The sequence below is a fragment of the Streptomyces sp. NPDC002306 genome, from assembly GCF_053593435.1.
Genome location: NZ_JBSFCK010000024.1, coordinates 1 through 11486, shown reverse-complemented (window position 1 = coordinate 11486; position 11486 = coordinate 1). Strand labels below are relative to the sequence as shown.

The 11486-nt window shown below is 70.3% G+C and carries 14 protein-coding genes; 6 read left to right on the top strand and 8 right to left on the bottom strand.

Features of this window, described 5'->3' with window-relative positions; genetic code table 11:
- Positions 1-57 precede the first annotated feature (57 nt).
- Positions 58-516, bottom strand: a complete 459-nt coding sequence (locus tag ACWCQK_RS31450; protein WP_451160753.1) for an ATP-binding protein — start codon at positions 514-516, stop codon at positions 58-60.
- Positions 517-687: 171 nt separating this feature from the next.
- On the opposite strand from ACWCQK_RS31450, the gene ACWCQK_RS31445 reads away from it, so the two are divergent.
- From ACWCQK_RS31445 to ACWCQK_RS31435, 3 genes are all read left to right on the top strand, one after another.
- Positions 688-1050 carry an STAS domain-containing protein gene (locus tag ACWCQK_RS31445; protein WP_451160751.1) on the top strand — a complete coding sequence of 121 codons (363 nt, stop codon included), beginning with the start codon at positions 688-690 and terminating at the stop codon, positions 1048-1050.
- Between the two features lie 197 nt (positions 1051-1247).
- The gene (locus ACWCQK_RS31440; protein WP_451160749.1) at positions 1248-2603 is read left to right on the top strand and encodes a PP2C family protein-serine/threonine phosphatase; all 1356 of its coding nucleotides are present in this window, start codon (positions 1248-1250) and stop codon (positions 2601-2603) included.
- A 192-nt stretch (positions 2604-2795) separates the two neighbouring features.
- The gene (locus ACWCQK_RS31435; RefSeq protein WP_451160747.1) at positions 2796-3020 is read left to right on the top strand and encodes a hypothetical protein; all 225 of its coding nucleotides are present in this window, start codon (positions 2796-2798) and stop codon (positions 3018-3020) included.
- A gap of 318 nt (positions 3021-3338) precedes the next feature.
- Here ACWCQK_RS31435 and ppk2 read toward each other — a convergent pair whose 3' ends face one another.
- Together ppk2 and ACWCQK_RS31425 are read right to left on the bottom strand one after the other, a co-directional pair.
- Positions 3339-4370 (bottom strand): polyphosphate kinase 2, encoded by a 1032-nt coding sequence (gene ppk2 / locus ACWCQK_RS31430; RefSeq protein WP_451160745.1) that lies wholly within the window; start codon positions 4368-4370, stop codon positions 3339-3341.
- A gap of 140 nt (positions 4371-4510) precedes the next feature.
- Positions 4511-4717 carry a hypothetical protein gene (locus ACWCQK_RS31425; RefSeq protein WP_451160743.1) on the bottom strand — a complete coding sequence of 69 codons (207 nt, stop codon included), beginning with the start codon at positions 4715-4717 and terminating at the stop codon, positions 4511-4513.
- 226 nt (positions 4718-4943) lie between these two features.
- Here ACWCQK_RS31425 and dps point away from each other — a divergent pair, with 226 nt between their 5' ends.
- Positions 4944-5507, top strand: a complete 564-nt coding sequence (gene dps / locus ACWCQK_RS31420; protein WP_451160742.1) for a DNA starvation/stationary phase protection protein Dps — start codon at positions 4944-4946, stop codon at positions 5505-5507.
- Between the two features lie 106 nt (positions 5508-5613).
- On the opposite strand, the gene ACWCQK_RS31415 is transcribed toward dps, so the two are convergent.
- From ACWCQK_RS31415 to ACWCQK_RS31395, 5 genes are all read right to left on the bottom strand, one after another.
- Positions 5614-6645, bottom strand: coding sequence for an iron-containing redox enzyme family protein (locus tag ACWCQK_RS31415; RefSeq protein WP_451160740.1), 1032 nt, complete (start codon positions 6643-6645; stop codon positions 5614-5616).
- Positions 6642-6902, bottom strand: a complete 261-nt coding sequence (locus ACWCQK_RS31410) for a CDGSH iron-sulfur domain-containing protein (RefSeq protein WP_451160738.1) — start codon at positions 6900-6902, stop codon at positions 6642-6644. Before ACWCQK_RS31410 ends, ACWCQK_RS31415 begins: the two co-directional genes overlap by 4 nt.
- Complete coding sequence (locus tag ACWCQK_RS31405; protein ID WP_451160880.1) at positions 6886-7527, bottom strand: HemK2/MTQ2 family protein methyltransferase; 642 nt, start codon at positions 7525-7527, stop codon at positions 6886-6888. Before ACWCQK_RS31405 ends, ACWCQK_RS31410 begins: the two co-directional genes overlap by 17 nt.
- 256 nt (positions 7528-7783) lie before the next feature.
- Positions 7784-8050, bottom strand: coding sequence for a DUF4235 domain-containing protein (locus ACWCQK_RS31400; RefSeq protein ID WP_451160736.1), 267 nt, complete (start codon positions 8048-8050; stop codon positions 7784-7786).
- Positions 8051-8547: 497 nt separating this feature from the next.
- Positions 8548-10131 carry a sensor histidine kinase gene (locus ACWCQK_RS31395; RefSeq protein ID WP_451160734.1) on the bottom strand — a complete coding sequence of 528 codons (1584 nt, stop codon included), beginning with the start codon at positions 10129-10131 and terminating at the stop codon, positions 8548-8550.
- Positions 10132-10243: 112 nt separating this feature from the next.
- On the opposite strand from ACWCQK_RS31395, the gene ACWCQK_RS31390 reads away from it, so the two are divergent.
- Positions 10244-11017, top strand: a complete 774-nt coding sequence (locus ACWCQK_RS31390; protein WP_451160732.1) for a response regulator — start codon at positions 10244-10246, stop codon at positions 11015-11017.
- A 175-nt stretch (positions 11018-11192) separates the two neighbouring features.
- Complete coding sequence (locus tag ACWCQK_RS31385) at positions 11193-11363, top strand: hydrophobic protein (protein WP_451160730.1); 171 nt, start codon at positions 11193-11195, stop codon at positions 11361-11363.
- Positions 11364-11486: the final 123 nt, after the last annotated feature.

Here is an 11486-nt window from a genome sequence, read left to right as displayed (position 1 = left end):
ACGGCAACGGCAACGGCAACGGCAACGGCAAGCCTGCGGAACCGTTTCTCCCGTACGTCAGTGGCGCGCGGGGTTCTCGGCCAGGGCGATGTGCGCGGTGACGCGTTTACCTTCGGGATCGAGGTGGACGTCGAAGCGTTCGGCGACGGCCATCACGATTTCCAGGCCGTGCCGGCCGAGCCTGCGGGCATCGCCGGAGCAGGCAACCGGCCGGACGCGAGCACTGTCCTGCACGGTCACCTCCACCGCGCCGCCCGCGATGCGCAATTCCATCAGGACGGGACCGGGGGCGTATTTGCGGGCGTTGGTGACCAGTTCGCTGACGACGAGTTGGGTGACGTCCATCGCGCGCGCCGAGACGGTCACCTCTCCGTCCGCACGGGCGCGGGCGAGGAAGTCGGCGGCCAGCCGGCGCGCCTGGGCGATGGAGGAGTCCGCGCCGTCGAGCGGCAGCGCGGTGGCCAGGGCATGAGCATGGTGCGGACTCACTTCGTCACCTCGGCCGACTGGCTCCATCCTCTGCCCGCCTTCGATCGCCTGGTGCGTTCGACTACCCGGGACGACCGGAAGCACACGATTTTCTCCAGATGGGTCTGACCGATCGCGTATGTCCTCTCGCGATACCGGGGCAAGCTTGCGGTACGTGCCTGGACCCGGGCCGCATCAGCGACCACAGGCGAGGACGACGTGACCACACCACAGCCCGCACAGCCCGGCTTTCTCTCGGTCCGGCATGCCCTCGTCGACGGCGTCCGCGTCGTGGCACTCCACGGCGACCTGGACCACGCCACCCGTGACCGCGCCGAGAGGGCACTCGTCCCACCGGACGGCGACGTCGCCTCCCGCACCGTGGCCGACCTCGCCGGGGTGGCCTTCATGGACTCCAGCGGCATCAACGCGCTCATCGCCGCCTACCGGCCCACCGCCGCGACCGAGGGATGGCTGCGCATCGCGGGTGCGCAGGCACCGTTGCGACGGGTGATGGAACTCGTCGGCCTCGACCTGCTCATCCCCTGCTACCCCACCCTGGACCAGGCCCTTCAGGACTGACGCGCCCCGGCCCAAGTCGGCGCCACCGCGCGCCTCCGTCCCGCGGCGCTCCCACCTCACAGGACAGCAGCACGAACCAGCTCCCGGCGCCTGCTCGCGCGTTAGGCTGGAACAGCACGTCAAATCTTTTGACGTCCGGTGGTAGTGGCCGCCGTCATGACGCCTGCGGAACCCGGGCACCGATCAGGGGGTACCGCATGCTTGACGTCACGTATCCCGGCGGCCTGCGCGGCGACGGACTGCCCGCGGCCCTCTCGGACCCACGGCGTCTGGCCGCGGTGGCGGCGACGGGACTGCTGGACACCCCACCCGAGGCAGCCTTCGAGGACCTCGCCCAGCTCGCCGCGGCGGTCACCGGCTGTCGGCGTGCCTTCATCACCCTGGTCGACGGCCGACGTTCGTTCTGGAAGTCCTGCGTCGGAGTGCCCGTCCAGGACCCGGCCCCACGGCAGAACCCGGTCGAGGAGAGCTTCTGCTACTTCCTCGTCGGCCTGGCCGGGGACCCGTTCGTCGTCGAGGACGCCGCAGTCGATCCCCGCACCCGTGCACACCCCTCCGTGGTGCCGATGAAGATCGGCGCCTGGGCGGGCTACCCGATCCTCGGCCCCGGCGGTGAGGTGCTGGGCAGCATGTGCGTGATCGACGACAACCCCCACGTCTGGCAGCCCGGCGAGCTGGGCTCGCTGGCCACCATGGCCCGCGCGGTCAGCAACGAGATCAACCTGCGTACGTCCCTGACCACCGCGGAGGAAGCCCTCGCCACCGCCGAGAGCGCCCTGGAAAGCTCCAGCGCGCTCGCGCGCAGTCTCCAGGACAGCCTGCTGCCCCCCGCGCTGCCGAAGGTGCCCGGGCTGGAGGCGGCAGCCACGTACCTGCCCGCGGCGGGTGGCACCACCGTCGTCGGCGACTTCTACGACCTCTTCCACGCCAAAGGCCCGTGGTGGTGCACCGTGATGGGGGACGTCTGCGGCAAGGGCACCGAAGCCGCCAAGGTCACCGCCCTGGCCCGGTACACCCTGCGCGCCGAGGCCACCCAGCACCTCTCCCCCGCCACCGTGCTGCGCCATCTGAACTCCGCCCTGATCGATCAGCGCAAGGGCGAACGCTTCCTGACCGCCGTCTACGCCACTTTCCGCGCCACTCCCGGCGGTCTCGCGGGCCGCCTGTGCACGGCGGGACACCTCCCGGCGCTGATCCGCCGTGCCGACGGCCGTATCCAGGAGGTCGGCCGGCCCGGTCACCTGCTGGGCATCCTGCCCGACGTGCACCTCACCGACGTCCGCTTCCGCCTCGCCCCCGGCGACACCCTGCTCCTGTACACCGACGGCGCCACGGAAGCGCGCGAACGCCGCACCGCCGCTTCCGGCGAGCGTCCCCTGTTCGGCGAGGCCGCCCTGGCCGCCGCACTCGCCGACTGCGGTCGCCTGGACGCCCAGGGCATCGTCACCCGCCTCGGCCGACTGCTGACGGAACACAGCGGTGACTGGGCCAACGACGACACCGCCCTGCTCGCCTTGCGCGTCCCCCAACAGGCTGACCCCGTCACGGGCTGACCCCGGGCGCACCCAGCCGTACGCACTCGATCGCACCGGCCGTGAGCAGGATGCCCACCCGCTGGTACGCACCCCTCGCGCGCACCTGCTCGTACGCACGCGAGCGCACCGGCCGGGGCAGCGCGCCACGAGCGATGGCGCCCGCCGCCCATCCCCCGCGCGCCGGCACCCGGGACGGGTCAGGCTGGAGTCATGGCCGCTGCGATCCCAGTCGTGGTGTACCCGGCCGCCGAGGACGGCGGCCGCCGCGTACGCGTGGGCGAGGCATTCCTCGGCATGGCGTACAGCCTGCTCGACGTGGCCGAGTTCCTGCGGCGGGCAGGCATCGAGGGGATCGAGGGGATCGAGCCGGACGATGTCGCGAGCTGGGACCGCATCGAGTGGAAAGGCGGCGGCCCACAGGCGTGGACCACGTGAACGCCCACCCAGCGGCGGATACGCGCGGCATCACCCGCCACGTCCGCGGGCAGGGCGCTCCGCCAGCCCGGCAGGTCATGGGCCCCGCCACAGCCAGCAGGTCATGAGGCGGCTTCTCCGGCACACGGGCCGAACCAGAGAAGCCTGGACCACGCCGGCTCCCCAGGGAGCACCGCCGGCACCGGTCTGCCCACCAAGTCCCCCTGGCCGGCCGACCCCACACCTCCCTGCACGGACCGACGCATCACCACTGCATCACCGCTCCTCTCCTCCCGCGGGCCCCAGCCTTGCCCTGACGCGTCCTCGGCACCATGAGCGTCAGTTTTCGGCGGAGGGCGAATGCCGGGGGTGGCGCCCGGGGCCCAGTGGACGGCCGGCCAGCGGGGTGGGAGAGAGATCGGCGTCTTCCTCCCCAGCCTCCAGGAGGGTGTCTGCGGCGCCCACGATCAGCGGGTCGGGGCGGCCGACCGCCGCGCTGTCCTTGCGGTCGTAGTCGATGCGCGCCAGGAGGCTGCGCAGGGCCTCCAGCCGGCCTCGTCGCTTGTCGTTGCTCTTCACCACCGTCCACGGCGCACGCGCGGTGTCGGTGGCCCGGAACATCTCGATCTTGGCGGCGGTGTACGCGTCCCACAGATCCAGCGAAGCCACGTCCGTGGGGGACAGTTTCCACTGCCGGACCGGGTCGACCTGGCGGATCGCGAAGCGGGTGCGCTGTTCGGCGCGCGAGACCGAGAACCAGAACTTGACCAGCGTGATCCCGTCGGCCACCAGCATGTCCTCGAAGGCGGGGCACTGCTGCAAGAACAACTCGTACTGTTCGTCGGTGCAAAAGCCCATGACCCGCTCGACCCCGGCGCGGTTGTACCAGGAGCGGTCGAAGAAGACGATCTCACCGGCGGTCGGCAGGTGGGGTACGTAGCGCTGGAAGTACCACTGCCCCGACTCCCGGTCGGTCGGCCTGTCGAGGGCGACGATCCGGGCTCCGCGCGGATTGAGCCGCTCGGTGAACCGCTGGATCGTGCCGCCCTTGCCGGCGGCGTCCCGGCCTTCGCAGATCACCACCAGGCGCGCCCCGGTGTCCTTCACCCAGCGTTGCAGCTTCAGCAGCTCGATCTGCAGGATCCGCTTGGCCCGCTCGTACTCCCTCCGGCTCATCTTCCGCTCGTACGGATAGTTCTCCTGCCACGTCCGGATCGGGGCACCGCGCGAGTCCAGCAGCACCGGCTGTTCGGGCCGGTGATCGTCCACGCTCAGCCCCGCCAACAGATCCTCGGCCTCGGAAAGATTCCGTTCTCGCTCGTCCACACCCCACCACGTACCCCCGGAACACGTCCGGGCACGAAGCCGCATCGGGACATGTCGCGGGGCCGGCTCAGGACGGCAAGGACGGCAAGGGCCCGAGTTGCGCTCGGCGGTTCAGAGGATCTGCAGCGCGGTCACGGGGCCCCCTGTGCCGCGACGCCCGCCGGCCGGCCGTTCCAGTCGTGCCGTCACCACACCTCGGGCCCACCGCCGTGCCACTCGATGACGGGCGAGTTCGCCACGTCGATCTCATCCACGCCTGCCCACCCCGCCCGGCGCATGATCTCCGCCAAGTCGCGCAGACTGCATGCCGTCCCCACGGAGGTCTGATCCACACGCACTTGGCGTCCCTCGCCTTTGACGGGCGGGTAGACGATCACGGAACGTTCGGTCACTCGGCAAGCATCACCCGCGGCCACGACCGCCGCATCCGGACGCATCCCGCGAGGCCGGGCCGCCCCTCCTCGTCGTCCCGGCCAGTGGCTGGTCGACGAGGTCGGTCCCGGACCAGGTGACTGGCGAGGCGACGCACCCGGGCCGGCGGCGTCCCAGGTCTGGGACGGTCGAAGGGGGGCATCCGTGCTGTTGATACGCAAACGGCGTCGACAACCGAGGTGAGCCATGACCAAGGACCTGACCCCCAAGTACACGGTGCCCGGCATCCAGCGCGAGGCGGCAGGCCGACTGATCGGGGCCCTCCAGACTCGCCTGCACGCGCTCAACGACCTGCACCTGACGCTCAAGCACGTGCACTGGAACGTGGTCGGGCCGCACTTCATCGCCGTCCACGAGATGATCGACCCGCAAGTCGACCGGGTCCGGGACATGGCCGACGACGTGGCGGAGCGCATCGCCGCGCTCGGCGGGGTCGCACAGGGAACTCCGGGCGCACTGGTCTCCGAGCGTACCTGGGACGACTACTCCATCGGCCGGGCCGACGCCATCGCGCATCTCGGCGCGCTCGACCTGGTCTACACGGGAGTGGCCGAGGGCGTCCGCGCGGCGGTCAAGGAGGCGGGTGAGATCGACCCGGCCACCGAGGATCTGCTGATCGGGCAGCTGCGTGACCTGGAACAGTTCCAGTGGTTCGTGCGCGCGCACCTGGAGAGCTCGGGTGGCACGCTCGCCACCGGCCGGGCTCACACGGAGGAAGAAGCAGCGGCGCGGGGAGCCGAGCTGAACTGACTTCCCTCCCGGTGCCGACGGGCCGGGTCTCCTACGAGAACCGGCCCGTCGGCACCGGCCGGGTCCTCGAAGCCGGTGAAGCCGGTCGCAGCGCGTGCACCCTCGGTCAGCGCTCGGGCAGAGCGGTCCGCAGTGCGCTGCGTCCGTGACCCCAGGCTTCGCGGATGTAAATCTCGAGACGGTCTTCCAGCAGGACCGTCGCCGCGCAGCCGAACGCGATGTCCTCTTCCAGCTCCGGTTCGTCGGCGAGGAGGCCGCCGATGACCTCGTGCCGTACCACCTGCTCGTGGACGGCGTCGGCCTCGACGTGCTCGGCGTAGAAGTGCTCGGCGGCGCGACCCGCTCCGCACCGCTTCATGGCCTTGGCCAGCCGCCTGGACCCCGGAGGTGAGGTGACCTCGACGCAGGCGAAATGACCGACGAGCGCGCCGCGCAGCGCGCGGTGCAGGCCGAAGAGCGACATCAGGTTCACCGTCGCCAGCAGCGCCGGCGGTGCCTGGTCCAGATAGCGGCCGTACGAGGGATCCAGGCCGAAATCGGTCATGAGATCGGCGAAGAGCCGCGCGTGGATGCGGTCGGGGCGCCCGGCGCCGAACTCGTCGTACTCGATGGCGACGAGCGCGGCCTTGGCCCTGCCGGTGAGCCGGGGGATGGCCCAGGCGTGGGGGTCGGCTTCCTTGAGGTGGTACAGGGAGCGCAAGGCCGCGTACTCACGCAACTGCCAGAGTTCTCCGCCGGTTTCGAGCGAGTGGCTGAGACTGCCGGAGAGGTCGACGGGCTCGACGAGCAGCGGGGCGAACGCGTCCTCGACCGACCGGGGACCGTCCACCAGCTCGCCGCGCAGGGCGTGCAGGAAGGCCGCTTCCATGGCCCCCCGCATCCGCAGCAGGTCGGGGTCCCATTCCCGCTGGTCGTCCACCTGGTCGAAGCCACGGTAGTGCAGTTCGTAGAGCAGGTAGAGGGCGAGGTGCAGGTCTTCGCCCCAGGGGTCGGCCCTGCGTATGGATTCCGCCGCGTACTCCGGGGGGCCGCCGGAGCGCAGGGCCCGTGTCACCGCGCCGGACAGTTCGCCCCGCCCTTCGACGAGGCGCGGGCCGACGGCGGTCGCCGTAGGGGTGCCGGAGGCGCGAGGGGTCATGTCGGTTTCCTGTCCTCGGGTGGCGACGTGGTCCGCTCGCGACGGCGATGACTGGTGTCGCACCAGGGGTACGTACGGCTGCGGCGGCAGGTGCAGATCGCGACCATGAAGCGGTCGGACCGGGCGATCGTCCCGTCGTCCAGGACGATCTCGACCGGTCCTTCGACCAGGACCGGGCCCTGCGGCTCCAGGGACACCCGGCGGGCGGGCGCCGTGACGGACGACGGGCACGGGCGGCGGTCAGCGGTACCGGGCACGGATGATCACCAGGTCTTCCCATTCCTCGGCTTCCGCCACCAGACCCTGCTGCTGTAGCCAGGCCCGTCGCGAGCGCAGAACGGGGCCCCACGGAACCGAGGCCTCCGCACTGACTTCCGCGTCCAGCCCCAGCCTGGCGAGGCAGTCGAGCGTCTCCGCCGCCCCGCACATCCCTGAGTGCACCATGAGCAGGACCCCGTCGCGACGCAACAGAGAGGGGGCGCTCGCGCAGATACGGTCGATGAGCCCGCGCCCGTCGGGACCCGCGTCCCAGGCCCGCTGCGGTCCACGAGAGGGAAGCCGGTCGCTCGGGGCGGGGACGTACGGCGGGTTCGCGACGACCAGATCGAACCGGCATCCTTTGGTACGCGCCTCGAAGTCGCCGTGCAGGACACGCAGCGGGAGCCGGTGACGCCAGGCGTTGAGCCGGGCCGTGACAACCGCGGGCCACGAGATGTCGACCGCCGTGACCCGGGCTCCCCTGGCCGCGGCGCGCAGAGCCACGGCGCCGGTGCCCGTACCGATCTCCAGGACGTCCGCGGCGGGCCGGACATCCTCGTGGGCGAGCGCCTCCGCGAGCAGCACGGTGTCCGCTTGCGGCGGGTAGGCGCCCGGCAGCGCCATCAGGCCGTCCGGCAACGTGGCCGTGGACAGAACCGACAGCGTGGACGAGGTCTCGACCCTCTGGGGCACCGCGTACCTCCGGGTTCGCGTGCGACGTACGGACTCGACGCCACGCTCCGACTGCCCTGTGCACAGCTCCCCACCCGGAACTGCGTCGATCTTCAGAGGAACCGACGAATTTCGGGACCCGGTTGTCGGAGGCGCGTCAGCCGCCCTTGCGGCCGACGGGGTGATCGCGAGAACAGCGTCACGGTGGTCAGCCTGGCCATGTACCGGTCAGGCCACGAGTGGCGGTGGCTCCGGCACGGTCGACGGCTGCCTTGACCGCGGCGAAGATGGCACCTTGGAGCGCGGCCGCGAGCAGCACCTCGCGCCAGGTGCGTCCCTCATCGGTGGCGTCGGGGGCGTCGTCATCGTGGCGGAACACTTTCCAGGCCTGCTTGAACATCGCCCCGGCGATCATGCCGCTGGCCGCTCCCAGAGCGAGACCGACCGGCCTGTAGGCGATCTTTGATGCCTTCATGTGAATCACTCCTTCCCGCGACGGCGGGCAGGCCGACGCGTGCCGTCACCATCGCCATCGCCACGGCCGTCATGCTCAGAAGCACGGAGTACGTCCCCCCCTCCGGCCCAAGTACCCCGAACGAGCCTGTTCAGGACCGGCAGGCACGCCCCGCGCGATCCTCCCCGCCGAGGCCGACGACGTGGGCGATCTCGGTGGGTCCTGAGGGTCTACGCCCGTCGTGGCCGAAGCGTCCTTCGTCCCGCTGGGACGCTGGGATCGGCCTCGGGGACCGGTGTCGTGATGCCCTTTTCCGCCGAGCCCTTGCTCTGGTCCCCCGGTAAGCGCAGCGCAGGCTAGCGCAGTAGCCCCGGCACGGGGGCCTGCCTGTCCGCCGGCACGGGGGCCTGCCTGTCCGGCAACGGCCTGTACGACAGTGCCCCACCCCACTGCGGCCTCTTCGACTACCGGCCGCCCAGGAGGGCACGTCGCGGACAGCGCTCCAACTGCGCGTCCGGTCAGGTCTCCTGCGGAGCGGCGGACGAAAGGCCCGTCTCCAGCGGCTCGTTCATTAGGCTGAACGTGATGCGGGTGCCGTCCGCGTACTCGGGGTCGACGCCGATGGTCCCGCCGTGGAATTCGACGATCTTCCTGCACATCGCCAGGCCGATGCCGCTTCCTTTGTAGGCGTCCTTGGTGTGCAGCCGCTGGAAGATCACGAACACCTGCTCCGCGTACTGGGTGGAGATGCCGATGCCGTTGTCGGTGACGGCGAACCGCCACAACTCCCCATCCCGCACGGCAGATACGTGGATCCTCGGTGGTTCCTGCGGGCGACGGAACTTGACGGCGTTGCCGATCAGGTTCTGCCACAGCATGCCGATCTGCGTGGGATCGGCGACCAGGGTCGGCAGCGGGTCCTGGGTGATCACCGCATCCGCCTCTTCGATACTGACGCTGAGGGCGGAAAGGGCCTGCTGCAGCGCCGAGTTGAGGTCGATGCTCTCGTGGTCGCGGTGGACGCGGCCCACCCGCGAGAAGTCGAGCAGGTCGTTGATGAGGGTCTGCATACGGTTCGCCCCGTCGACCGCGAAACCTATGTACTGATCCGCCCGGTCGTCGAGCTGACCTCCGTAGCGCCGCTGCAGCAACTGGGCGAAACTGGAGACCTTGCGCAGGGGCTCCTGAAGGTCATGGGAGGCCACGTACGCGAACTGCTCCAGTTCGGCGTTGGACCGCTGGAGATCCATGGCCTGCGCGTCGAGGCGCAGCCGCGCTTCCTCGGTGAAGTCCAGTTCCCGTACGAGGCGCCTGCGCATGAAGTCGATCTCGCCGCTGAGCCGCCGCAGGTCCGCGGGACCGGTCGGCGTGATGGCGTGGCCGAATTCGCCTTCGGCGACGGTGCGGGCGTCCGCCCCGAGCCGCTCCAGCGGTGTGGTGATGCCCCGGCGCAGCGCTTCGAAGACCGTTGCCGCGAGGACGACGATGAGGAGCGCGATCGCGCTGAACACCCAGTTCCGTAGCCTCATCGTGGCCGCGAGGTCCTCTCGCGCCCGCACCCGGTCCGCGCGCAGCCGTTCCTGTTGGGTGGTCATGGCCGTACGCAATGCGTCGAAGGTCCTTTTGCCGTCGGCGGCGCGTTCGGTGGCCAGGGGCGAGGGCGAGCCGGGCGGTGAGGCCGCGATCGGGCGGGCGATCCGCTCCTGCCACGCTCCGACGGCGTCCTTCACGACCTTCAGATCGCGCAGGCCGTCGGTGTCGCCCTTGAGCAGCTCCGAGAGCCTCGCGGTGTGCGTCTTCTGCTCGGCGAGTCCCTGTTTGTAGGGCCCCAGAAAGTCCGGCGAGCCGGTCAGCCCGTAGCCGCGGATGCCGGTCTCCTGGTTGAGGAGAGCCGCTTCAAGGCGGATCGACGTGGTCAGCGCGGGAGATTTCACGTCGATGAGATCATCGCTGATCGACGCCGTCCGCCCCAGGACCCACGCCCCCGTGGCCCCGAGCAGGGCCAGGACGGTCAAGGACAGGGCCACTCCGCGGCGAAGCCACTGCCGGGTCGTCCACGTGGACAGCCCACGCGCACGCGGCAGCCTCTCGTCGCCGGTCATCCTCTGTCCCTCCGCCGTGACGGCCGCCTTGGAAGACGGCGCAGCGCACACTGTAGGCGCACTCGACAACAGTTGTTGTCGTGAGACAGGTATGGGGCCTAGTGTGCCCGGTATGCCTGGCAGGAACTTCGATGTGGATACGAGCACGCAGGAGAAGTCCGCACGTGCGGACGCGGCCGTCGACGAGCTCGCGCGGCGCCTCACCCTCCAACTGCTCGCGGACACCCCACACTCGACATCCGACGAACCGACGCGGGCCCTGACCCGGCTTCACGTACTGACGCACCTTCAGCGGGCGGCCGAACGCCTCCAGCGCACCGCGGCCTTGGACGCCGCCCGGGCCGGCGCCGGCTACCCGCAGATCGGCGAAGCGAGTGACATGACACGCCAAGGAGCCCGGCGCCGCTGGCCGGGACTCTTCCACCACTCTGACGAAGCACCCACGGAGCACCCGATGCCGGCCACGCCCGCCCGCCCGTTCGACGTCCTGCTCGTCGAGGACGACGTCGCCGACGCCCTGCTCATCGAGGAAGCGCTCTCGGAGCGGGGTGCCCGCAACCTGGTCCGGGTCACCGACGGCGTCGCCGCGCTGGAGCACCTGCGCACCCGGGGCAGCGTACGTCCCGACCTCATCGTCCTCGATCTCAACATGCCCCGGATGAACGGCCGTGACCTGCTTCGGGTTCTGAAGACCGACGAGAACCTGCAGACCATCCCCGTGGTCGTCCTCACCACGTCATCCGCGCCGGACGACGTCGCCGACGCCTACAACAGCCACGCCAACGCCTACGTGACCAAGCCCGTCAACCTGGTGGAATTCGAAGAGGCCGTGCAGAGCATCGACACCTTCTACCTGGAGACCGCGACCCGGGCGCCCCGCGTCTGAACTCCCACTCGAAAATTGTGGGCCCCTCCGGGTCACCCCCGACGTCGGCCTGAAACCGGGAAGTTGTCCCACAGAAGCTTCTGCGTCAATTCTTTGGTGTCCGGTCAGAAATGCGTGAGGGCGCAGGAGTGCAGGTCGTTTCGCGGGGCACATGAGGCGACGGAGGTTGAAAACTATGGTTCCCGTACTTCTTGTTCTTCTGCTCGCCCTGGTCCTCTTCGGCGCCGGTTTCGCGCTCAAGGTTCTGTGGTGGATCGCAGCCGTCGTCCTGGTCGTTTGGCTTCTCGGATTCGTGATCCGCCCCGCGGGCACGGGTGGCAGGCGAAACCGCTGGTACCGCTGGTAAACAACAGTCATCACGCCTGATGGGGGTGGGGGCGGCGCCCCGGCGGCCGGGGCCCCCCCCCCAGACGGGGGGGTTTTGCCCGGGGGGGAAGGATTCGGGGGGGCACCCCAGTGGGGGGGACAA

What these genes read in the sequence shown, in the direction of transcription:
- ACWCQK_RS31450 (WP_451160753.1), bottom strand. Translation starts at nt 516, where the DNA reads ATGGAGCCAGTCGGCCGAGGTGACGAAGTGAGTCCGCACCATGCTCAT.
- ACWCQK_RS31440 (WP_451160749.1), top strand. Translation starts at nt 1,248, where the DNA reads ATGCTTGACGTCACGTATCCCGGCGGCCTGCGCGGCGACGGACTGCCC.
- ACWCQK_RS31435 (WP_451160747.1), top strand. Translation starts at nt 2,796, where the DNA reads ATGGCCGCTGCGATCCCAGTCGTGGTGTACCCGGCCGCCGAGGACGGC.
- ppk2 (WP_451160745.1), bottom strand. Translation starts at nt 4,370, where the DNA reads ATGCGGCTTCGTGCCCGGACGTGTTCCGGGGGTACGTGGTGGGGTGTG.
- dps (WP_451160742.1), top strand. Translation starts at nt 4,944, where the DNA reads ATGACCAAGGACCTGACCCCCAAGTACACGGTGCCCGGCATCCAGCGC.
- ACWCQK_RS31415 (WP_451160740.1), bottom strand. Translation starts at nt 6,645, where the DNA reads ATGACCCCTCGCGCCTCCGGCACCCCTACGGCGACCGCCGTCGGCCCG.
- ACWCQK_RS31405 (WP_451160880.1), bottom strand. Translation starts at nt 7,527, where the DNA reads ATGGCGCTGCCGGGCGCCTACCCGCCGCAAGCGGACACCGTGCTGCTC.
- ACWCQK_RS31400 (WP_451160736.1), bottom strand. Translation starts at nt 8,050, where the DNA reads ATGAAGGCATCAAAGATCGCCTACAGGCCGGTCGGTCTCGCTCTGGGA.
- ACWCQK_RS31395 (WP_451160734.1), bottom strand. Translation starts at nt 10,131, where the DNA reads ATGACCGGCGACGAGAGGCTGCCGCGTGCGCGTGGGCTGTCCACGTGG.
- ACWCQK_RS31390 (WP_451160732.1), top strand. Translation starts at nt 10,244, where the DNA reads ATGCCTGGCAGGAACTTCGATGTGGATACGAGCACGCAGGAGAAGTCC.
- ACWCQK_RS31385 (WP_451160730.1), top strand. Translation starts at nt 11,193, where the DNA reads ATGGTTCCCGTACTTCTTGTTCTTCTGCTCGCCCTGGTCCTCTTCGGC.